Raw genomic sequence first — 21,779 nt, forward strand, 5'->3', positions numbered from 1 at the left:
CATGAGATCCCATGACTGAAGATTTTCGCCTTGTCATTGACCTCAGTGTGGTACTGGGGGCAGCGGCAGTGGGGGGTGTGTTGGCGGCTTTGCTGCGACAACCGATCCTGCTGGGCTACCTTTTGGCCGGTATGTTGGTCGGGCCAACGGGCTTGGGACTCCTCAAGGAAGTACCCCAGGTGGAAGGTCTGGCACAACTGGGGGTGGCCTTTTTGCTCTTTGCCCTAGGGGTGAGCTTCTCCCTCGGTGAAATTCGCAAAGTTCAAGGGGTTAGCTTGGGGGGCAGTGCCCTGCAAATTCTCCTGACCATTGCAGTTACAACGCTCATTTCCGTTGGGGTTGGCTGGGTAAGTTCCCCCAATCAGGGGATTTTCCTCGGTGCTGTCCTCTCCCTCTCGTCAACAGCAGTGGTGCTGCGCAGCCTCATGGATCGCAATGAGCTGGAGTCGATCCAAGGGCAAATTATGCTGGGCATCTTGGTGGTGCAGGATCTGGCGGTGGGCTTGATGATTGCCGTCTTACCCGCCCTGAACAAACCCCCAGAGGAGTTGGGACTTGCCCTCGGCCAAGCAGTCTTGACCATTGCTTTGATTGCCGTGGGGGCGATCGCCGCTGGGATGTGGTTGCTGCCGCCTCTGCTACGGCTACTGGCCAAAACAGAAAGTCGTGAGCTTTTCCTTTTAGGCGTCGTTGCCCTCTGTTTGGGAATTGCCCTGCTGACCCAGTATTTGGGGCTTTCGATTGAGATTGGTGCCTTTATTGCCGGTCTGATGATCTCCGAGGTGGAGTATGCCGATCAAACCCTCGATTACGTGGAATCGATCCGCGATGTCTTTACCACGCTCTTTTTTGCTTCCATTGGTATGCTCATTGATCCAGTGTTTCTCTGGCAGCACTTGGATCGCATTATTGAACTGGTGAGCCTAGTGATTCTGGGTAAATTCCTGATCACCACCCCCATTGTCAAGCTCTTTGGCTATTCGTGGAAAACGTCGTTACTGGCGGGGATTGGGCTGGCTCAGATTGGGGAATTTTCCTTTGTACTGCTGACAGCAGGGCGGGGCTTGGGGTTGGTGTCCCAACAAGTTTATCTGCTCACCCTCGGCACGACAGCAGTGACGTTGCTGGTGACGCCCTTTTTGTTAAAGCTGGTGCCTGTGCTGTTGGAACTGCCCCTACTGCGCCGTATTCTCAAGGAAGATGAAATCCTCGACATGGATTTAACGGGGTTGCCGCAGCGGAATCATGTGATTGTCTGTGGCTATGGTCGCGTCGGCAAGAGTGTGGTGAAACTCCTCCAAAAACAAAATTATCCCGTGTTGGTCATTGAGCAAAGTGAAACGGTGATTAACGAAGTGCGCGATGCCCAACTGCCCTACATTTACGGCAATGCTGCTAGTACCACCATTCTGGCCAAAGCAGGCGTCGATCAAGCCCTTGGTATGGCGATCGCCCTCTCGGATAGTATGAGTACCCGCCTCTGTCTCAAGCGTGCCCTAGAGTTTGCCCCGGAACTGGATGTTATTGTGCGCGCCAATAGCGATCGCGACATTGAGTTGCTTTATCAACTGGGGGCACGGGAGGTGGTGCAGCCCGAGTTTGAAGCCAGTCTGGAGTTGGCCGCTCATCTATTCTTTACGCTAGGCATGGGTGAACGCCACATTCAGCAGCAGGTACAACAGGTGCGCGACAGCCACTACGCCAATTTGCGCGGCGATACTCCCCCTGAGGGAACCGCCCGTCTCCTGCGGCAAGCGGCTCAGGATATGAATAGTCGCTGGCTGACCGTCCCTGAGGATTCCCCCATTCGGGGCATGAGTCTTGCGGAAATTCAACTGCGCCAGTTGACGGGGGTGACTCTGTTGGCCATTGTCCGTGCCGATGGTACTGAGGTGGATTATCCCAGTGGTGAAACCTGTCTGCAGGGGGGCGATCGCCTCCTGATTGTTGGTCAGCTAGGGGAGTTTGCAGCTTGTGAAGCCCTGATCAATGGCCGTGTCAGTGTGCCCCAAGGGGAAACCTTGTTTCTTTGGATCATGTTGCCCAAAGAGATTGGCGAACAACATCGCACCATTACCGATCTCCATCTGCCTGAGACCGTCACCATCCGTGCCCTGCGGCGAGAGGGAACGCTGCTCTTGGAACCCAAGGAGGACTGTCCCTTAATGGCGGGCGATCGCCTCCTTCTCACTGGCTCTATGAATGCCCTACAGCGCATTGGTGATCAACTGCAAGCGCGATCCACTCCGCTGCCACCGTGAGCACGCAATAGCGAGCACCGTGGGGATACTGATGTTCCTTGACTATAGCTAGAAAACTCACCCCAACGTGCCCCAAATGATCTTCTATTCAAGCCCAACAGCACCGCCAATCTCATTTAGCCAGACTTAAGAAACTCTATTATTATTACTAGCCAAATTAGCTTTGGCTTCTGTTAACAAGAGTCAACCCCTAGTATAATCTTATAAGAAAAATCATTCCTTCTCCAAAAAAGCAGATACAAGAAGTCATGTTACTAAATCAATTTTTTTAAGAGGAATTAGGAAAACGATCAGGGCTATTAGACTGTTTCTGATTGCACCGGCAAGAAACCCAATTACAAAACTTGAGTCTTACCTATACTTGCCCTACATAGAAAAGAATGCAAACATACTTCAGTTTGATCGGGATATTAATAATATAGTAGATATCCCTATGAGAGCTTGCTATCACTTAGTTCCAGAAGAATTTTCACAAAATTCACTCTACGGTATATCCAAAACAATCAAGCAGTACGCTGGCATTCAGCCTAAAAAAAAGCTTCTGGCGCCTATCGAACATGGTTGTTATCTAGATGATTCCGGAGCACCTGACGATGATCCCTTTGCAAGGGCAATTATTACATTCAGCGAGTTTAGAAAAGAAGTTATTTCAAAGTATACAGAGAGGAAAGTATTACCTATAGGGCCATGTATACATTACGCAGAGTTAATCGATATTGAAACACTAAAGGATTACAAGAAAAAACTTGGAAAAACGCTACTATTTTTCCCTGCACACTCAACTCATCTAATTAAAACTTCATTCAATCATTTACAGGCTATCGAATGGCTTAGAAGAGTATCAAAGGATCATCAGTTTGAATCAGTACTTATTTGTTTTTACTGGAAAGATTGCCGTCCTGAAATTGTAGAACTCTACCTGAATGCAGGGTTTCACTGCACAACAGCAGGTCACATTTATGATTGGAATTTTCTGAATCGTCTTAAATCAATCATTTGGCTGTCAGATGTCACTGCTTCTAACGCTATTGGTACTCACATTGGGTACTGTATTTACATGAATAAACCCCATTGGCTATTTGAACAACAGATAATCTGTACAGCAGATGTTCTGATCAACATTCCCTTGAAAATCAGGGTAGAGAATGGTATAAAATCTTATCAAGAAAGAAAAACATATCAATCAATTTCATCACATTTAACGAATTTATTTCGCGATATCTCACTGAGTGTTACACATGATCAGTATGAAGCCTGTAACTATTTTTGGGGATTTAACTGTATCAAGACAGCAGAAGAAATGAAAAGAGAATTGACTCCATTAATTGAATAAAATTGAGTAACCCCGATAGTGACAAACGACTGTTTCTTTTCTTGAGGTAGCCATTCCAAAACAGCGTCATCGGCAAGATAGTAGTGGATTGTTTCTTCTACAGAGATTTTGGCACGACCATGGACTTTGGCGGCGGTAGCCGTTGTCAACCATCCACTCCACTGCCACCGTGAGCACGCAGTAGCCAACGCAACTGATAAACATATCGCGCGGTCGTTGCCACTTCTCGGGCAAATTGTTCGCTTTCCAGAACCCCCAAAGCAGTGCCAATCACGGGGATCAACTCGCCACTCAATTCTTCGCTCAACATCACTAATGCGCGACTCAACACCGCCTCCACCGTGTTGTCGGTAAAAACTTCAAAGGCACTGTCTTCCAAGAGGCTGGCGATCGCCCCCCGTTCACTGTCCTCAGAAGGATGCAGCAAACTCAACAATAGATGCTGACGTTCCTTGGCAGTGCCGGCAAAACTGATCCCCAATGTGCCCCAGATGATGTGCTGTTCAACTGTGGTCTCACTGCCAAAGCCATAGCACAAGCCCACCGCTTGAATCGTTTTGAGACCCAACAGCAGAGTTAACCCCACATCCACCAGTTCGCCCAGAAAGTCAAAGGGAGCAGTGATCAGGGCTTCCAAGGCAGCGTTGGTCAAGGCCGCACCGGCAACCCTAGCTTGCAGGCGATCGCACACCTCTAGGGGTTGATCCTTGAGATCCTGCCAGTGATCGACTGGCATCCGAGTGTTCCCCAATCGCTGTTTCAGGTGTTGCCAAGCCTGATCACTATTGGCCAGTAGGCGATCGCCCGCCTTACGCAGAATCGCTAGATGTTCAGGGGACAACATCCGACTGACATGACACTCGACTGTGGCATTGACCGATTGCACCACCTGTTGCAGAGGGTTCGTTTCTTCCCGCAGCCAAGCACTGATTTTTTGAATTTGTTGCCGCTCATAATCCGTAAGAGCAAGCTTGCGGGTCATCGTGGCCACACTCGGGGATAACAAACCGTAAGATGAGAACCTTGCTCCTGCCGCAGCAACTGCCAAGCCGCCACAAACCAGTGCCGTAATCCCGCCATGGAGTGACCGCGATAGCGACAAACCACTCCACGAATCAGGGCACTGACCTAGGGCGCGCCAAGCCTCGGCATTCATGCTGCGGAAGGGCAGTACGAACGGCAGAGGCACCCTATAATAGGGAATCCCTAATCCCAAATCAAGGTGAAATCCATTACAAAGTTAGGCAACAGGGGCTCTCCTGAAAGACAAGGGGGATGCTCCAAAACCTGCACAGCTTGCCCAGATCGATAACAGTAAACCTGTCGCATTTCGGGATCAACTAACCAACCCAGTTGGGCACCATTGTCCACATACTCCTGCATCTTGGCTTGGAGGGCAGCCAAATCATCCGTTGGTGACTTGAGTTCCAACACAAAATCAGGACAGATGGGGGCAAAGCGGCGCCGTTGCTCAGGCGTGAGGCGTTGCCAGCGACTTTTTTCAATCCAAGCGGCATCAGGGGAGCGAATGGCGCCATTGGGCAAACGGAAGCCAGCGGAGGAGTCAAAGGCTACACCCAGCTTTGTTTGTTGGTTCCAGTGCCATAACTGGGAACTGAGACTGAGGTTTTGACGGCTACTTTCACTGCCGGCAGGCGCCATGGCAATCAATTCTCCTTGGGCGCTACGCTCTAGCCGTAGCTCAGGGTTACTACGGCAAAGTTGCTCGAAGGCTTCATCAGTTAATTCAATCGTGGGACGCAGGTTCAGAGCAATCATGGGTTTGTTTTGCAAAAAAGGGAGCTTTTGGACAAGGGAGATGCTTGCTCGCTTCCCCAACTGGGTTGCCAGAAGTATACAGGGGAGCTTGATGTCTGACATAGGACAACTCTAGTTCAGACGGCCACACGGTTCTAGCCCTCCACCGCCGCTAAGGATTGCCGCTGCTGTTGCACCTGGAGATAGACCAAAAGGGCATTAATATCTGCCGGGTTGACCCCACCAATACGGCTGGCTTGACCAATGGTAAGGGGGCGGATGGCACTGAGCTTTTCCCGTGCTTCCATCGAAAGGGTGGGGATGGCAAAGTAATCCAAATCCGCAGGGAGCGGACGCTGGTCTTGACGGGCAATCTGCTCAATTTCCCGTTGCTGCCGTTCAATGTAGCCTGCGTACTTAATGGCAATTTCAACCGCCTCTTTCTCTTGGGGGGTCAGATCAGGATTGCCAAGGCCATGGCGATCTAATAGGTCGTAATGTACCCCCGATCGCCGCAGCAACTCATCAAGGGCAATGGCACTCTTAATCGCTTGACCTGTCGCAGCCACAATCGCTTCGCCCACGGGTTCATGGGCTTTAATGCGCGTCATTTGCAGGCGTTGGGTCTCCGCCGCAAGGCGCTGTTGCTTTGCTTGAAACACTTGCCACTGGGCTTCACTCACCAAGCCAATCTCATACCCCAAGGGGGTGAGCCGCTGGTCAGCATTGTCCGATCGCAACACCAAGCGATATTCCGAGCGGCTGGTGAGCATGCGGTAGGGTTCCCGCAGTTCCTTCGTGCACAGATCATCAATCAGGGTGCCGATGTAGCTCTCTTGGCGTGGGAAGGTGATCATCGGTTTCCTCTGAACAAAGCGAGCCGCATTGATCCCGGCCACAATCCCTTGGGCGGCGGCCTCCTCATAGCCGGTGGTACCGTTGATTTGCCCGGCACAAAACAGCCCCTGAATCTTTTTCGTCATCAGGGTGGGAAAGCACTGGGTTGCCGGCAAGTAGTCGTATTCCACTGCATAGGCCGGACGCAGCATGATGCAGTTTTCTAGCCCCGGCAGGGTGCGCAACAGTTGCAATTGCAGCGGTTCCGGTAGCCCCGTGGAAAAGCCTTGGATATAGAGTTCTGGTGTATCGCGGCCTTCGGGTTCAATGAAAATTTGATGGCTTTCTTTGTCAGCAAAGCGGACAATTTTATCCTCAATGCTGGGGCAGTAGCGGGGGCCTTTGGCATCCACCCAACCGCCATAGACGGGCGTCAGGTGCAAATTCTCGCGAATGAGTTGGTGGGTAGCAGCGGTGGTGCGAGTCAAGTAGCAGTTCATTTGGGGTCTTTCCACCCATGCGGTGGGGTCAAAGCTAAACCAGCGTACCTGCTCATCTGGGGGTTGCGGTTCCATCTTGCTGTAGTCCACCGATCGCCGATCTACCCGTGCGGGCGTTCCTGTTTTCAGGCGATCCACCTCAAAACCGAGCCGTGCTAAAGTTTGGGAGAGTCCCTCAGCAGCAAATTCGCCAGCCCGACCAGCGGCCATGGATTTATTTCCCACCCAAATGCGGCCACCGAGGAAGGTTCCCGTTGTCAGGATCACTGCTTGACAGCGAAAGGCGACGCCAAAGTAGGTTTCAACCCCAATCACCGTGTCATTGGCATCAAGGACTAAATCCGTGACCATGCCTTCGCGCACCAGCAAGTTGGGCTGATTTTCCACCACCTGCTTCATGACGGCGCTGTATTCGCGCTTATCGGTTTGCGCCCGCAATGCCCAGACCGCTGGCCCCCGTGAGGCATTCAGGAGCCGCTTTTGCAGATAAGTGCGATCGGTCACACGCCCAATTTCGCCTCCGAGGGCATCCACCTCGTGCACCAGTTGCGATTTGGCCGGCCCACCCACGGCAGGATTACAGGGCTGCCAAGCAATTTTATCGAGGTTGAGGGTCAGCAAGAGGGTACGACAACCCAACCGTGCCGTTGCCAAGGCCGCTTCACAGCCGGCGTGACCGGCACCAACAACAATGACATCAAATTCATCCTGAAACGCAGGCAGCGTTGACATAGCGATTGCACCCTAGGCTAGCGATGGTTTAGAAGAATGTGGCGCTACTGGAGAACCCCGATAAGAGTTGGACAATAAATTGCAAGAGGAAGAAGGCAATAATCGGCGAAAAGTCAAGGCCGCCGATGGGGGGAATCAGACCACGAAAGATATTCAGGTAGGGATCCGTTAACTGACTGAGAATCGAAAAGGGCGGATTGTACCAGTTGATATTGGGAAACCACGACAGCAGAACCCGAATCAGCAGCACAATTAAGTAGATCTGCAAAAAGTTCGCAATCCCCATCAATAGAATGGGCAATACAGGTGCCTCGGTCATTGGTCTTCCCCTTGCAAATTCAAGTGCATCCCTTATTGTACCAATGCTGGCAAGAAGCTAGCCCCAGCGGTTATTCTCCCTCGCTAGACTAGGAAATAGAAGTTTCTGCATGCATTCCCATAAAGTTATCGCTGTGCCCCTGCATAGGGGAGCGATCGCCAAAGGATAAAGAGATAGAGGCCTGTCCGACAGCGGCTTTGACTGTTTTGGGCGGGTTCCATCCTTGGGAAAAGGGCTGTATTCTGGATGGCGGCGTTTTCATTGACATTCAACTGAAGTTCAGGGGTTCAATATGTTACAGATGTCGGCCACGGGTCATACACTGGTGGGCACCTATGCCCTGATTGGATTTACCATCTCTGGCCTATCGTTTTTGCGGGCTTGGGTACAGCGGCAGTACAAGGGTTCTGTGCAACGTTTGAAGGAAGAGTGCGATCGCCTGCATAGGATTGTCAGCGAACAAGCCCAGCGCATTGAAGGGCTAAAGGAACTGGTCAGCCGTAGTGAACAGGAGCGCGATCGCCAGCGCCAAGAAATTGAGCAATTGCGCTCAGAGGTGGAACGGTTGCAAAACCGCTGTCAAGAGCTAGAAGACCAACAACAGCAACTACACACTCAAGTTAGTGACTATCGCCAACAGGTGGTGGAATTGACGCATGCCCTCAACACTAGCCAAGCGGAAAACGAAGCCCTACGAGACAATTGCGATCGCTATCGCCAAGAGCTAGAAACCGCCTACCAGCGCAGTAGCAGCCTCGAAGAAGAATACGCCAGTCAAACAGCCACATTGACTGCTTCTCTGACCACAATTGAAGCCACCTGTCGCGAAAAAGAGGCAGAACTGGCGGCCTGTCATGCCACAGTCAGCGATCGCGATCGTGAAATTGACGAGCTACACCATGAAATTGCAGATCTCAACCAAGAAGTCGAGCAGCTTCAGCAAACCATTGACCACCTGCAAACGCAAAAACAAGGAGCAAATATCTACGCTCAGTGGCTGACATGGCTCAGCAGCACCGTGGCGATCGCAACTCTAGTACTCAACCTTGGGCCTTGGAGTCCCCTGTGGACAGCCATCTATTCTCACCTGCCCATGTTTTCCTAGAGATTCAAATTATTCGCTATAGTTTGCTAATACTAGGGGGCATAAAACTGCCCCTTTTTTCTTTGCGGGTTAAAACAAACTAAGCTGAACATAGGGATTTGACAGCTTTTCTATGGCAAATGGAATTAAGTTAAAAAGAGGATAAATAAACGCGTCTTCTGTAAAATCTATTTCCTTAGCGATAAAAGACCGATCAAAGAATTTCAACATTCCGCGTTGCTGAGGGTTATTAATTTCGTTATAAAAGTTTGTTGTTGCAAAGCAAATAATCGGAACTACTGACGATCGATAGGAGATATTATATTTTTCACGTAATTCAGGGCTGTGTAGAGCAACTTCCATTAAAAGTTTCCACTTATAAGTTTGAGCCGCTCTTTCTCTTAAGGATGTTTTAAGAGACAAAATGATATAGCTTTCAGGTCAGAAGTGTTGAATCCTGCAACAAAACTTAACATTTTAAGTGACCAGTAGCTCTGGCTGCCAATCAAAGCTCCAATGCACTATCGAGCAGCGACGACTGAGTTCCAGTTGCAAATATCGCAATTTGTCTAATAGCTTCTTCCCAAAGTATTCAGGTATCTCCACCAGCTCTAAAATTAAATAGGCAATTAAAACCATATAAATCTGGTTTATCACCCCGTTCAAACTCTTCGTAATCAACTTGTCTAATGATAAATGCATCTTCAGAAATTTCCATAGGTTCTCAATCGCCCACCGATGCCGATATAACTCACTCACTTCCTCATCACTTAGCTCCTTTAGATTTGTCGCTATACGAAACTCCCTTTGATTCTCGTCAAAAAATTGAACCACGCGATATCTCTCATGATTGAGCTTCATTCTCATGTTATTCCTGATACGTACAACAAATGGGCACTTCCTCTCACTTAGTCGCTCTAAAAATTGCCAGCTCGCAAACCCTCTATCCATGATTACAACAGCATTCTCAGGGATCATTTCTAGAATCTCCTCTTGAAAGCTCAAGTCATGTCTCTCCCCAAAAGAAATCACCGCTTTACCCATGATGTTCTCTGTTAAATCAAATCCCATAAGTAAATTCACTTGATGATATTTATAGAACCAAAAGAGTTTACTGGTCAGGGTAATGATGGTTGAATCGATAGGAAACAGCGTCATGCTTGAAGTACGATGTCTCTTTTGAGCTTGAGACATCAGTTGAGTGTAAATCCCCTCAAATAAGCTGGTTGTCCGAGTTTTGTTGGCTTTGGAAAACGTGGACATATCCACTGTAATCCCTGCATGATTCAAGCGATAAAATAAGGCTCTCATACTGGTTAACCCTTGGTCGAGAACGTAGGTCAACCAGATTTTGAAGAACAATTGAGAGTTCAGCACGGGGTAGTCACAGGGGCTGAGCCGATTGAGAATGGACTTGACAAGAGTTGCAAAAGATGCCATAGTAAAGCCAATTGATTGTTTTTTCTTCTTTTAAGGGAAGAATATGACATTTCTTCCCTTTTTTCTAGCCTCTGAAACTATCTTTCAACACTTCTGCGCAATTTCAAAAAATAGATTGCCTTGAGTTGGGTGCTGAAAACCATGATTAATTCCTAGGGCATTGTGCTTGCTGACACCCGCAATGCTAAAGGGCTGACAGGGAAAACCCGCTAATAATATGTCATGGTCAGGAATCCTCTCCGAGGGGATTTGAGTAATGTCTCCTGCTGGCACTTCGCCAAAGTTTGCTTCGTAGGTTATTTGGGCAAACTTATTCCACTCTGAGCTAAAAACACAGCAACCACCTGCTTGGCTAAAACCGAGCCGCATGCCACCGATGCCAGCAAATAGATCAATGAAGGTTGGCTGCCCCATAGCAGTCTAGAGTTAGGTGTCGTCTTTATTTATCCTAAGGCCTAGGTATTGGCACTTAACCATGTGATGGCTTCCCGTAGCCATGCCTCTGGATCGCTATTCTTGGCGAGGGTGCTCGTTTGGCCGATGGCAGTGAGGGCGGCTTCAATCTCGCGATCGCTATAACCCAAGGCTAAAAGAGTCAACTCCAGTTCTTCACGGATCGCTTCCGTGGGCAGGCCAGCGGGAGCCGTTGTTAACCCCGTTTCCTGTCGCCAAGCACTCAGGGCGGCTTTCAGTTCCAAGGCAATGCGCTCAGCGGTTTTATTGCCTACTCCGGGCGCGCGGCTGAGACGACGGGTATTGCCACTCACAATTGCCTGTACGAGTTCTGGCAAAGGTAGGGTATCCAGCAACGATAGCGCCATCTGTGGCCCAACCCCATTGACACGGATCAAACGCAAAAAGAGATCCCGCTCCGCTGCCGAGGCAAAGCCATAGAGGAGCATCTGATCCTCACGGACACTGAGATGGGTAAAAATCTGCACCACCTCAGCACTCGGCGGGTATTGCCGCAACAGATGGGATGTGACGAGTAAGCGATAGCCGACCCCATTCACCTCTAGGATGAGGGCAGAGCGATGGCCACCCTCCGATTGATGGGCAACAACGGTTCCTCTGAGGTAGGCAAACACAGTCTGTTCCTGCTCGCAGACGGTTGAAATGGGTGAGCCAAGCCGATGATGAGATTCGAACTCACGACCGCTCGATTACGAATCGAGTGCTCTACCACTGAGCTACATCGGCATTCAAAGCATTTCTTATGGTAGCACGATCGCCCCTAGGACGGGCAGGGCAATGGCAAAATTTTTGCGATCGCGCGCTTGTGTGCATTTGCCCCAAGGGTTACAATAGACGATTGTGTTAATTAACGAGTTAAGAAAATCACTTGGCAAACGTCGTCGTTGTTGGTGCCCAGTGGGGCGATGAAGGCAAGGGTAAAATCACCGATCTCCTGAGCAAGTCTGCCGATGTGGTAGTCCGCTATCAGGGCGGTGTCAATGCAGGTCACACGATTGTCGTCAAAGACCAGACCCTAAAATTGCACCTGATTCCGTCAGGGATTCTCTACCCTGATACCCAGTGCATCATTGGCGCGGGAACAGTGGTGGATCCGAAGGTGCTCCTTGAGGAACTCGAACAACTGGAACAGTTGGGGGTGAGCACTGAGAATCTGCTGATTGCAGAAACAGCCCATGTGACGATGCCCTACCATCGCCAGTTGGATATTGCTGCTGAGGAACGGCGTGGCTCGCGGCGCATTGGTACCACAGGACGCGGCATTGGCCCCACCTATGCCGATAAATCGGAGCGCACGGGGATTCGCATGCTGGATCTGCTGGATGCTGATCAGTTGGCCGCCAAGCTGGAGTGGGCGATCGCCCAAAAGAATTTGATCCTCGAAAAGCTCTACGGACTGGCTCCCCTCGAACCGCAGCCGATCATTGAAGAGTACTGTGCCTACGGTGAGCGCCTGCGATCGCACATTGTCGATGGTTCCCTCGTGCTGGATGATGCCATCCGCCGGCGGCGCAACATTCTCTTTGAAGGTGCCCAAGGTACTCTTTTAGACCTTGACCATGGCACCTATCCCTACGTCACCTCCTCAAACCCTGTGGCCGGGGGTGCTTGTGTTGGGGCGGGGATTGGTCCAACGATGATTGACCGCGTCATTGGTGTGGCCAAAGCCTATACCACGCGGGTCGGCGAAGGGCCTTTTCCGACGGAACTGCTGGATGAGGTGGGAGAACTCTTGGGCGATCGCGGTGCTGAATTTGGTACCACAACTGGACGGCGCCGCCGCTGTGGCTGGTTTGATGCCGTGATTGGCCGTTATGCGGTGCGCATCAATGGTCTCGACTGCTTGGCAATTACGAAGCTCGATGTTCTCGATGAGCTGCCAGAGATCAAAGTCTGTGTTGCCTACGATATTGACGGTGAGCGCTGCGAACACTTCCCCAGCAATGCCCTCAAATTTGCCCGCTGTCGTCCCATCTATGAAACCCTGCCGGGGTGGCAGCAATCCACCCGTCATTGCCGCTCCCTTGACGATCTGCCCAAGGCGGCATTGAACTATCTCAAGTTTTTGGCTGAAATTATGTCTGTGCCCATCGCCATTGTCTCGTTGGGGGCAGAGCGCAGCCAAACCATCATTGTTGAGGATCCGATCCATGGTCCGAAACGGGCACTCCTCAAGGATGATGGCACCCAAGTCCATCCCGTTTTATCTTAATTGGAGTTGCAGCAATGTCTCGTTCCTTAGCTATTGAGGGGCACCTACGCCCTGCCGATGCTAAACCCAATGCCCTACGCCGTGAGGGCAAAACCCCTGCCGTCCTCTACGGCCCGACGATTGAGTCTTCGATTTCCTTGGTGGTGGATACCCATGCCGCCGAATTTTTGGTGCGGGATGCCCGTCCCCAGAAAACCCCGATCCAGCTTTCGATCCCCGATTTGCCGTGGCAGGGAACGGTGGTGCTCCAAGAGGTGCAAGCCCACCCCGCCAAGGATACCCTCTATCACCTCTCCTTTTTAGCCAAAGCTGAAAACTAGGCTGCGAGGGGGAATTTGCTATAGTGGGGATATGTTAAGTGATTGTTAACAATGCCAGCCACGCTACTTCGTTCTGCGGATCTTGCCCACCTTAGCTATTCCCCCGAAGGCGATCGCTTTGACGGCTCTTGGGAATCTCCCCTCGCTACGCTCCTTGGCCTTGGGCGGGCGGCTGGCGCTGATTTTGTCGAGATTTTCCTTGAGCGCAACCATTACCTCAGTACCCTTGTCGAGGACGATCGCCTGACGAGTGTCTCCCCTCGCTTGAGTTTAGGGGCGGGTATTCGCGTTTTTCGCGGTACCAGTGATTGCTACGTGAGCACCAATGACCTCAGCTTCAAGGGGTTGCGGGCGGCTCTAGAGAAGGCTTTGGGCTTAATGGGGTTGCTCTTACCCAGTCCGCAAGCTTACGTGCCTGAAATCCACCTTGAATTGCTGCGGGACTATGCCCAAGGCCGCAAGGAAGGCTGGCTGGCTAGCTGTAGTTCTATTGCTGAAGTGGCCGATATTCTGCTGGCGGGGAGCGATCGCCTATGCCAGAAAACCCAGCATCTGCAATCCCGCCGCCTCAGTTATTTTCGCGATTGGCAAGAGGTAATGGTGGCCGCTAGTGATGGCACCTTTGGTCGCGATATTCGCCTCACCCAGTCAGCAGTGGCCTCTGTTCTCTGTGCGGATGGCGAGCACCGCGCCTCCATTGGTGAGCGCAATGGCGATACCAGTAATCCAGACTTTTTGCGTCAGTGGGACTACACCACCTTGGCCGATACCGTTGCCGAAGCGGCGGGCAAAATGCTCTATGCTGACTATGTGGAATCGGGTACTTACCCGGTGATCATGGCCAACCAATTTGGGGGGGTGATCTTCCATGAAGCCTGTGGTCACCTCTTGGAAACCACTCAAATTGAACGCGGTACGACCCCCTTTGCTGATAAAAAAGGCGAAAAAATTGCCCATGAAAACTTGACCGCTTGGGATGAGGGAATCACCAGCGGTGCCTTTGGCAGTATTGATATGGACGATGAGGGGATGCCGACGCAGCGCACGTTGCTGATTGAAAATGGCATCCTTAAGAATTTCCTGAGCGATCGCGCGGGTTCGATGCGCACAGGGCACCCTCGCACGGGCAGTGGCCGCCGCCAAAGTTATACCTATGCCGCCGCTTCGCGGATGCGCAATACCTACATTGCCCCCGGTGAATACCGTGTTGAGGACTTAATTACCTCCATTGATCGCGGCATTTACTGCAAACGCATGGGGGGCGGTAGTGTTGGTGCCACGGGGCAATTTAACTTTGCCGTTGAGGAAGCCTACTGGATTGAACATGGCCAAATCAAACAGCCCCTCAAGGGAGCCACACTGATTGGCGAAGCCAAGGAAATCATGCAGCGAATTTCAATGTCTGCCAACGATCTCGCCCTTGCCCCCGGTTTTTGTGGTTCCATCAGTGGCAGCATCTACGTCACCGTTGGTCAACCCCACATTAAAGTCGATGCCATTACCGTCGGTGGCCGCTAAACTGATTACCTGCGGTTATGGATTTGAGTAGAAATACCTAAAGATTTTATATGTGAACTTTTGTGACTCTGGCTACATTATCATGGAAGAAGAAGGGGAGCTCAGGCAGTGCAGCTTTTTGATCGCCCTCACCGCTTTGTGTGCGCCTTGACTTCTCTTCTGAGACAAAAACATTGGACTGAATGACCAGTAATCCGCTGGTCTTTTTTTTTGGCGGTTTTGCGGCTCCGTTGGTTAGGCAGCGGTTGGGGTTTTTACTTGGCTCAGTAGTTCGTGGAGTTCTTCGCCCTCAATCACTTCTTTTTCTAAGAGTTTTTGGGCGATCGCTTCGAGAAGGTCACGGTTCTCCTTAAGAATACTGAGCGCCTGCTGGTGAGCTGACTCGACAATTTCTTTGACTTCGCGATCAATGGCTTGAGCGGTTTCCTCACTGACTGCCCGTAGCATCATGCCATTGTTCGTCAAAAAGCTCGCCTGCTGTTGCTCAAAGGCAAGAGGACCAAGGACTTTGCTCATGCCGTAGCTGCGCACCATCCGCTCTGCCAAATCTGTGGCCCGTTGTAGATCGTTCGCAGCTCCAGTTGTGATCGTGCCAAAGACAATCTCCTCTGCCGATCGCCCCCCTAGCAAGGTGGCAATTTGGGCGCGCAATTCTTGCTCATCAAGGAGGAAGCGATCCTCCGTCGGCAATTGCAATGTGTAACCAAGAGCCGCCATGCCACGGGGCACAATCGAGATTTTCTCTACCCGACCACTGCCCGGCAGCGCACAGCCGACAAGGGCATGACCGACTTCGTGGTAGGCGACAATTTTCTTCTCCTTGTCGTTGAGGACACGGCTTTTTTTCTCAAGGCCAGCCACGATGCGTTCAATTGCTTCGGCAAAGTCCTGCTGCGTCACCACTTCCCGTTGATTGCGCGCCGCCAGTAGGGCTGCTTCATTGACTAGGTTGGCCAAGTCTGCGCCAGCAAACCCCGGTGTACGGGCAGCGATCGCGTGCAGATCTACTTCAGGAGCCAGTTTTACCTTTTTGGCATGAATTTTCAAAATTGCCTCCCGACCACTCAAATCGGGGCGATCGACTAAGACTTGGCGGTCAAAGCGTCCAGGGCGTAGCAATGCCGGATCAAGGGTTTCTGGGCGGTTCGTTGCCGCAAGGACAATCACCGTTGCCCCCGTAGCATCAAAGCCATCCATTTCTGTGAGCAGTTGGTTTAGGGTTTGCTCCCGCTCATCATTGCCACCATAGAAACCCGCACTGGAGCGGGATTTGCCAATGGCATCCAACTCATCAATAAAGACAATACAGGGGGCTTGCTTTTTCGCCTGCTCAAAGAGATCCCGCACGCGGGCCGACCCGACGCCCACAAATAGCTCCACAAATTCAGAACCTGAAATGGAGAAGAAGGGGACATTGGCTTCGCCGGCAACGGCTTTGGCCAGCAGGGTTTTCCCTGTCCCCGGCGGCCCCACCAGCAGCACCCCCTTGGGAATGCGGGCTCCAATTTGAATGTAGCGCTGGGGATTTTTTAGGAAATCCACAATCTCCACCAGTTCCGCCTTGGCTTCTTCCACCCCGGCCACATCATCAAAGCGAATCCCCGTGTTCGCACCTTCGACATAGACCTTGGCTCGACTTTTGCTGATGGAGAGAACCCCTTGGGGACCTCCCCCTGCTTGGCGACTGGCAAAGAATTGGAAAACGAGCACAAAAACAATCGGCGGAATCACCCAGCCCAAGACATTCAATAGCCAACTGTTGCGGGGGGGTGGCGCGGCAGCAAATTCAACCCCCTGTTCCTCCAAGCGTTTAGGTAACTCTAAATCAAAGATGGGCGTGGTCGCCAACACTTGGGCAGGCTTATCCCCCTGGGGTTTGAGTTGATAAAGAATCTCATTTTGACCCACATAGGCGCGAGCCACTTCTCCCTCTTGCACCTGATGGATAAACATACTGTAGGGAACCTGAGGCGGGCGCGGTGCAAAGAGCTGCGGAAAGAAGAGGTTCAGCAGCAGAAATCCCAAACCCAGAAAGAGTAAGGCATTGCCAATCCAGCGATTGCGGGGTACTTCGGGCGAGTTTTTGATGGCCATGGGTTCCATTCCCCAGAGTTCACCTAGGGATCATGGTGACACTTGGGAGGGACTAAGGGCAAGGGTGAAAAACTTAACATTTCTTGCCTTGACCCCTCAGCTGCCTCAGAAATAGCCCACAGTAGCGTTGGGCGGCGGTCTGCCTTTGATAGAATATCAACAGAATTCATTTCCTTTGCATTGTAGAATGATCGATTTAAGTACGCTCAAACGCGATTTTTCCCTGTTGCGCGATCGCCTGGGTCATACCCAGGACTATCTTTGACCCAGCAGCATTAAGCGCTAAGATTCACGACCTTGAGCACACTGCCGCTCAGCCCGACTTCTGGAATGATCAAGCGATCGCCCAAGTCACGCTCCAACAGTTGACCGAAGCCAAAGACGCCCTCAACCAACTTCAGCAGTGGCAAAAAACAATTGAACACGTGGAAACGGCACTGGAACTGCTGGAGCTAGAGCCGGATGAAGGGTTGGTGACAGAGGCGACTACGCTGCTCAAGGATTTAGACGCCCAGTTGAGTCGCTGGGAACTGGAACAACTCCTCAGTGGCCCCTACGACAAAAACAACGCCATTCTCACGATCAATGCTGGTGCTGGCGGGACTGATGCTCAGGATTGGGCAGAAATGTTGCTGCGAATGTACACCCACTGGGCGGAGCGCCACGGTTACCAAACCCATCTGGCCGAGCTATCGGAGGGGGAGGAGGCGGGCATTAAGTCAGCCACCCTAGAAATTCGGGGGCGCTATGCCTACGGTTATCTGCGCTCTGAAAAGGGCACCCATCGCCTTGTGCGCATTTCTCCCTTTAATGCCAATGGTAAACGGCAAACCAGCTTTGCCGGCGTGGATGTGATGCCCGAACTGGATCAATCCGTTACGGTTGAAATCCCGGAAAGCGATTTGGAGATTACCACTTCCCGCAGTGGTGGCAAGGGGGGGCAAAACGTGAACAAGGTGGAAACGGCAGTGCGTATTGTCCATAAACCAACGGGCTTGGCCGTCCGCTGTACGCAGGAGCGATCGCAACTGCAAAACAAGGAAAAAGCCCTTGCCATTCTCAAGGCCAAGCTATTAGTCATTGCCCAAGAACAAAAGGCCAAAGAAATTGCGGATATTCGCGGTGATGCCGTTGAAGCGGCTTGGGGCAACCAAATTCGCAACTATGTCTTCCATCCCTATCAACTGGTCAAAGACCTGCGCACGGCGGTGGAAACAACAGCCATTCAAGAGGTAATGGATGGTGACCTCGATCCCTTTATCCAAGCCTACCTGCGGCAGCAAACGGAGGAAGCCAGTTAAACACAAAACTCCCCCTAGGGGGAGCAATTGCAGTTCAGCAAATCAGGGAAAGAACCTAAATCTCGACCACACCCCCTGCGGCCTGCAAGCGAGCACGGGCACGACGAAAGGCTTGGGTGGCTTGAATTTTGGCCTGTTTAGATTCCCCCTGTTCGGCTTTAGCGAGGGCAGCCTGTGCTTCAGCAAATTCGGCCTTGGCTTTTTCGAGGTCAATTGTGTCCCCGCGCTCAGCACCGTTGACAAGAATGGTCACTTCGTTGTTTTCAACTTCGGCAAAGCCCCCCATGAGGGCGATCGCCACCCACTCGCGGTCTTGGCGCACCCGCATCACGCCCGTTTCCAAGGCGGTTAAGAGGGGGGCATGATTTGAGAGAATACCCAATTGCCCCGTTGTGCTGGGCAAAATCACTTCCTCAGCGGGGGCATCCCAAACGGTTTTATCGGGTGCAATTACCCGGACGGTCATCACCATAACGCTTCCCTTGCCACTCAATGATCAAAGGGCGGGTTGCCCCACCCTGTATCGACACCTGTGAAACCTAGGCTTTGAGTTTTTCAGCCTTAGCTTTGGCTTCTTCGATATTGCCCACCATGTAGAAGGCTTGTTCGGGCAGATCATCCAGCTCACCGCTGAGGATCATCTGGAAGCCTTTGATGGTTTCTTCGAGGGTGACGTATTTGCCGGGGGCACCGGTGAACACTTCCGCCACAAAGAAGGGCTGAGACAGGAAGCGCTCAATTTTGCGTGCCCGCGCCACGGTTAGGCGGTCTTCCTCAGAGAGTTCATCGAGACCCAAAATGGCAATAATGTCCTGCAACTCTTTGTAGCGCTGCAGGGTGGCTTGCACCGCCCGTGCCGTTTGATAGTGCTCCTGACCCACAATGTCCGGCTGCAACATGTTGGAGGTGGAGCCAAGGGGATCCACAGCGGGGTAAATCCCTTTTGCGGCTAGACCACGGGAGAGCACCGTTGTCCCATCCAAGTGGGCAAAGGTCGTGGCCGGAGCAGGGTCAGTCAGGTCGTCCGCAGGCACATAGACCGCTTGAATCGAAGTAATCGAACCTTCCGTGGTCGAGGTAATCCGCTCTTGCAGGGCACCCACATCGGTACCGAGGGTGGGCTGGTATCCCACCGCAGAGGGCATCCGACCGAGTAGCGCCGACACCTCAGAACCGGCTTGCACAAAGCGGAAGATGTTATCAATAAACAGCAGCACATCCTGCTTGTTGACATCGCGGAAGTATTCGGCCATCGTCAGCCCCGACAGACCCACACGCATCCGTGCGCCGGGGGGTTCGTTCATTTGACCGTACACAAGGGCGATTTTAGATTTGCTGGGATCGTTTTTGTCGATCACGCCCGATTCAATCATTTCGTTGTAGAGGTCATTGCCTTCGCGGGTACGTTCGCCCACGCCAGCAAACACCGACACCCCACCGTGTTGGGTCGCAATGTTGTTGATGAGTTCCATCATGATCACGGTCTTGCCGACGCCCGCACCGCCAAAGAGGCCAATTTTACCGCCACGGCGATAGGGGGTGAGCAGGTCAATCACCTTGATGCCGGTTTCAAAGACCGAGGGCTTGGTTTCCAGTTGCGTAAAGCTGGGAGCAGGACGGTGAATGGGCAGGGTTTCAGTGGCACTGACAGCGCCTTTTTCGTCCACGGGTTCACCCAGCACGTTGAAGATGCGACCAAGGGTGGCTGTCCCTACGGGCACGCTGATGGGGGCACCGGTATCTACGGCTTCCATCCCCCGCACTAAGCCATCGGTGCTACTCATGGCAACGGCACGGACGCGGTTATCGCCAAGGAGTTGTTGCACTTCACAGGTTACAGCCACGTCTAAGCCGGCCTCGTTTTTGCCTTGAATCCGCAGGGCGTTGTAAATGGCGGGCATTTTGCCGCTGGGAAATTCAATGTCAACGACAGGGCCAATGACCTGAGTAATAAAGCCTACATTGGTTCGTTCTGCTGATATGACCATGGACGTTTGCCTACTGTCTAGGTAAATTCATTTGCGTTTTTTCAGAGGGCGATCGCTCCCTAAGGGGCACAACGATCGAGACTGAAAGTGGAATGCAGCTTTTGGTGCAAGCGCACCACAATACAACGTACCACTAATGCAGCCTTTTTCTATCGGATTCAGTGGGATGCAAATCTGAGATCTTATTGACCCCGCTCAGTTGCTGTGAAAAAGGCGGCAGGGCAGGAATTAGCCGACGACTTCAATTTCGTCCTCAAAAAACCAAGTGCTGGAGCGATCGTCAAAGGTGACAATGACGCCAACCCCACTGCCATCGGTCATCTTAAAACCAGTAATTTGACCCACTTGGCCGAGTTTTTGAATGATGTCTTGGGCGACGCGATCGCGAATTCGACAGACGCGCACTTTTTGCCCCACGTCCATAGCAACTCCCAAACTTTGTATAATCCTTGAAAATCGTACCAAGAAACCGTCACATTCACACGGGTTTGTCCTATGGGTCGTCTGCGGGTCGGGCTATTGTTTGGAGGTCGCTCACGGGAGCATGAAGTTTCGGTGGTCTCGGCGGCAGCGATCGCCCAAGCCTTTACCGAGGGCGACAATCGCGATCGCTATCAAGTGATTCCGATCTACATCCAAAAAGATGGCCGCTGGCGCTCCACAGACCATGTTGGCATCCCCGAGGGCGCAGCACCAGAGGACTCCCTGTGGCAGTTTCCTGCGGTTGCCGAAACCATTGATGTTTGGTTCCCGATTCTCCACGGCCCCAATGGTGAAGATGGTACGATGCAAGGCCTGCTGCAATTGATGCAACGCCCCTACGTGGGTTCGGGGGTGGCTGCCTCGGCCATTGGTATGGACAAAATCTTGATGAAAACGGTCTTTGGAGCTGTGGGCTTACCCCAAGTGCGCTACGTAGCCCTGCAGCGCAGTGACCTGTGGTCGGATCCCTGTCGTTACAACCATTTGTGCGATCGCATTGAAACCGAATTGGGCTATCCCTGCTTTGTCAAACCTGCCAACCTTGGCTCCTCCGTGGGCATCTCCAAGGCCAAAAATCGCCAACAACTGACAACTGCCCTTGAGGCCGCTGCCGAACTGGATCGCCGCATCATTGTGGAAGCGGGTGTGGTTGCCCGTGAGCTAGAGTGCGCGGTGCTCGGCAATGATAAACCCCAAGCTTCGGTGGTGGGGGAGATTACCTACAGCAGTGAGTTCTACGACTACGAAACCAAATACACCGATGGCCGCGCTCAACTCCATATTCCTGCGGAGATTTCCCCAGCGGTGAGTGAGCAGATCCGCAGGATGTCCCTACAGGCCTTTCAAGCCCTTGATGCCGCTGGCCTTGCCCGCTTTGATTTTTTCTATGTACCCAGCACTGGCGAAATCCTGATCAATGAAGTGAATACCCTACCGGGGTTTACCGCCCTGAGTATGTACCCCCAACTGTGGGCGGCGAGTGGTGTGCCCTTTCCGGAATTAGTCCATCGCTTGGTGCAATTGGCTCTAGAGCGGCACGGCTAGCTATTGCCTTGACCACGTAAAGAGTCGTGAAGGCACTGGAGCTAAGCCTTGACTTTTTCTACTAAATAACTTTATAGTCAT

18 protein-coding genes, 1 tRNA gene and 2 pseudogenes are annotated in these 21,779 nt (G+C 52.0%); 8 read left to right on the top strand and 13 right to left on the bottom strand.

The genetic code is table 11. The features are described 5' to 3' along the window. The first annotated feature begins 11 nt into the window (after nucleotides 1-11). A complete protein-coding gene (locus RHP47_RS00870) occupies nucleotides 12-2,261 on the top strand; it encodes a cation:proton antiporter (RefSeq protein ID WP_310840815.1) in 2,250 nt (749 codons plus the stop codon). Between the two features lie 361 nt (nucleotides 2,262-2,622). Further along, on the top strand, nucleotides 2,623-3,594 hold the full coding sequence (locus RHP47_RS00875) for a hypothetical protein (protein ID WP_310840816.1): 972 nt from the start codon (nucleotides 2,623-2,625) through the stop codon (nucleotides 3,592-3,594). Nucleotides 3,595-3,739: 145 nt separating this feature from the next. Here the strand turns inward: RHP47_RS00875 and RHP47_RS00880 are convergent, their stop codons facing one another. The 4 genes from RHP47_RS00880 to RHP47_RS00895 form a co-directional block, all read right to left on the bottom strand. Next, entirely contained in the window at nucleotides 3,740-4,783 is a 1,044-nt protein-coding gene (locus RHP47_RS00880; protein ID WP_310840817.1) for an EcsC family protein, read from the bottom strand. A gap of 17 nt (nucleotides 4,784-4,800) precedes the next feature. Then, complete coding sequence (locus RHP47_RS00885; protein WP_149817296.1) at nucleotides 4,801-5,373, bottom strand: Uma2 family endonuclease; 573 nt, start codon at nucleotides 5,371-5,373, stop codon at nucleotides 4,801-4,803. A gap of 134 nt (nucleotides 5,374-5,507) precedes the next feature. Beyond that, nucleotides 5,508-7,421, bottom strand: coding sequence for a tRNA uridine-5-carboxymethylaminomethyl(34) synthesis enzyme MnmG (gene mnmG / locus RHP47_RS00890; RefSeq protein ID WP_310840818.1), 1,914 nt, complete (start codon nucleotides 7,419-7,421; stop codon nucleotides 5,508-5,510). Nucleotides 7,422-7,449: 28 nt separating this feature from the next. Beyond that, nucleotides 7,450-7,740 carry a YggT family protein gene (locus tag RHP47_RS00895; protein ID WP_149817300.1) on the bottom strand — a complete coding sequence of 97 codons (291 nt, stop codon included), beginning with the start codon at nucleotides 7,738-7,740 and terminating at the stop codon, nucleotides 7,450-7,452. Between the two features lie 292 nt (nucleotides 7,741-8,032). Here RHP47_RS00895 and RHP47_RS00900 point away from each other — a divergent pair, with 292 nt between their 5' ends. Next, the gene (locus RHP47_RS00900) at nucleotides 8,033-8,845 is read left to right on the top strand and encodes a hypothetical protein (RefSeq protein ID WP_310840820.1); all 813 of its coding nucleotides are present in this window, start codon (nucleotides 8,033-8,035) and stop codon (nucleotides 8,843-8,845) included. A 69-nt stretch (nucleotides 8,846-8,914) separates the two neighbouring features. Here the strand turns inward: RHP47_RS00900 and RHP47_RS00905 are convergent. From RHP47_RS00905 to RHP47_RS00925, 5 genes and pseudogenes are all read right to left on the bottom strand, one after another. Continuing rightward, nucleotides 8,915-9,253: pseudogene (locus RHP47_RS00905) on the bottom strand (BsaWI family type II restriction enzyme); the annotation flags it as partial. 48 nt (nucleotides 9,254-9,301) lie between these two features. Beyond that, nucleotides 9,302-10,264 (bottom strand): IS4 family transposase, encoded by a 963-nt coding sequence (locus RHP47_RS00910; protein WP_310840823.1) that lies wholly within the window; start codon nucleotides 10,262-10,264, stop codon nucleotides 9,302-9,304. Nucleotides 10,265-10,357: 93 nt separating this feature from the next. Then, a pseudogene (gene dcm, locus RHP47_RS00915) lies at nucleotides 10,358-10,678 on the bottom strand (DNA (cytosine-5-)-methyltransferase); the annotation flags it as partial. A gap of 41 nt (nucleotides 10,679-10,719) precedes the next feature. Next, nucleotides 10,720-11,352: a Holliday junction branch migration protein RuvA gene (gene ruvA, locus RHP47_RS00920; RefSeq protein WP_310840826.1), complete on the bottom strand. Its 633-nt coding sequence runs from the start codon at nucleotides 11,350-11,352 to the stop codon at nucleotides 10,720-10,722. A gap of 40 nt (nucleotides 11,353-11,392) precedes the next feature. Next, a tRNA-Thr gene (locus RHP47_RS00925) sits at nucleotides 11,393-11,464 on the bottom strand. Nucleotides 11,465-11,606: 142 nt separating this feature from the next. On the opposite strand from RHP47_RS00925, the gene RHP47_RS00930 reads away from it, so the two are divergent. The 3 genes from RHP47_RS00930 to RHP47_RS00940 are packed head-to-tail and all read left to right on the top strand — an operon-like array spanning nucleotide 11,607 to nucleotide 14,788. Continuing rightward, nucleotides 11,607-12,950, top strand: coding sequence for an adenylosuccinate synthase (locus tag RHP47_RS00930; RefSeq protein ID WP_149817309.1), 1,344 nt, complete (start codon nucleotides 11,607-11,609; stop codon nucleotides 12,948-12,950). Between the two features lie 14 nt (nucleotides 12,951-12,964). Next, complete coding sequence (gene rplY, locus RHP47_RS00935; RefSeq protein ID WP_310840828.1) at nucleotides 12,965-13,270, top strand: 50S ribosomal protein L25; 306 nt, start codon at nucleotides 12,965-12,967, stop codon at nucleotides 13,268-13,270. A gap of 51 nt (nucleotides 13,271-13,321) precedes the next feature. After that, nucleotides 13,322-14,788: a TldD/PmbA family protein gene (locus RHP47_RS00940; protein ID WP_310840830.1), complete on the top strand. Its 1,467-nt coding sequence runs from the start codon at nucleotides 13,322-13,324 to the stop codon at nucleotides 14,786-14,788. Nucleotides 14,789-15,022: 234 nt separating this feature from the next. On the opposite strand, the gene ftsH4 is transcribed toward RHP47_RS00940, so the two are convergent. After that, complete coding sequence (gene ftsH4 / locus RHP47_RS00945) at nucleotides 15,023-16,882, bottom strand: ATP-dependent zinc metalloprotease FtsH4 (RefSeq protein WP_149817316.1); 1,860 nt, start codon at nucleotides 16,880-16,882, stop codon at nucleotides 15,023-15,025. A gap of 187 nt (nucleotides 16,883-17,069) precedes the next feature. Between ftsH4 and prfB the strand changes: the two genes are divergently transcribed. Further along, nucleotides 17,070-18,183, top strand: a protein-coding gene (gene prfB / locus RHP47_RS00950; RefSeq protein WP_286668856.1) for a peptide chain release factor 2 whose coding sequence is annotated in 2 segments (ribosomal slippage) — nucleotides 17,070-17,144 and nucleotides 17,146-18,183 — 1,113 coding nt in all. Because the reading frame shifts where the segments join, the coding sequence is not laid out codon by codon here. 55 nt (nucleotides 18,184-18,238) lie between these two features. Here the strand turns inward: prfB and atpC are convergent. From atpC to RHP47_RS00965, 3 genes are all read right to left on the bottom strand, one after another. Beyond that, the gene (atpC, locus tag RHP47_RS00955; RefSeq protein ID WP_149817321.1) at nucleotides 18,239-18,655 is read right to left on the bottom strand and encodes an ATP synthase F1 subunit epsilon; all 417 of its coding nucleotides are present in this window, start codon (nucleotides 18,653-18,655) and stop codon (nucleotides 18,239-18,241) included. A 67-nt stretch (nucleotides 18,656-18,722) separates the two neighbouring features. Further along, the gene (gene atpD, locus RHP47_RS00960) at nucleotides 18,723-20,171 is read right to left on the bottom strand and encodes a F0F1 ATP synthase subunit beta (protein WP_149817323.1); all 1,449 of its coding nucleotides are present in this window, start codon (nucleotides 20,169-20,171) and stop codon (nucleotides 18,723-18,725) included. 228 nt (nucleotides 20,172-20,399) lie between these two features. Next, entirely contained in the window at nucleotides 20,400-20,594 is a 195-nt protein-coding gene (locus tag RHP47_RS00965) for a DUF2862 domain-containing protein (RefSeq protein WP_149817325.1), read from the bottom strand. Between the two features lie 72 nt (nucleotides 20,595-20,666). Here RHP47_RS00965 and RHP47_RS00970 point away from each other — a divergent pair, with 72 nt between their 5' ends. Then, complete coding sequence (locus RHP47_RS00970; protein WP_286649768.1) at nucleotides 20,667-21,698, top strand: D-alanine--D-alanine ligase family protein; 1,032 nt, start codon at nucleotides 20,667-20,669, stop codon at nucleotides 21,696-21,698. The last annotated feature ends 81 nt before the right edge of the window (nucleotides 21,699-21,779 follow it).

Source organism: Thermosynechococcus sp. QKsg1 (assembly GCF_031586415.1).
Taxonomy (GTDB): Bacteria; Cyanobacteriota; Cyanobacteriia; order Thermosynechococcales; family Thermosynechococcaceae; genus Thermosynechococcus.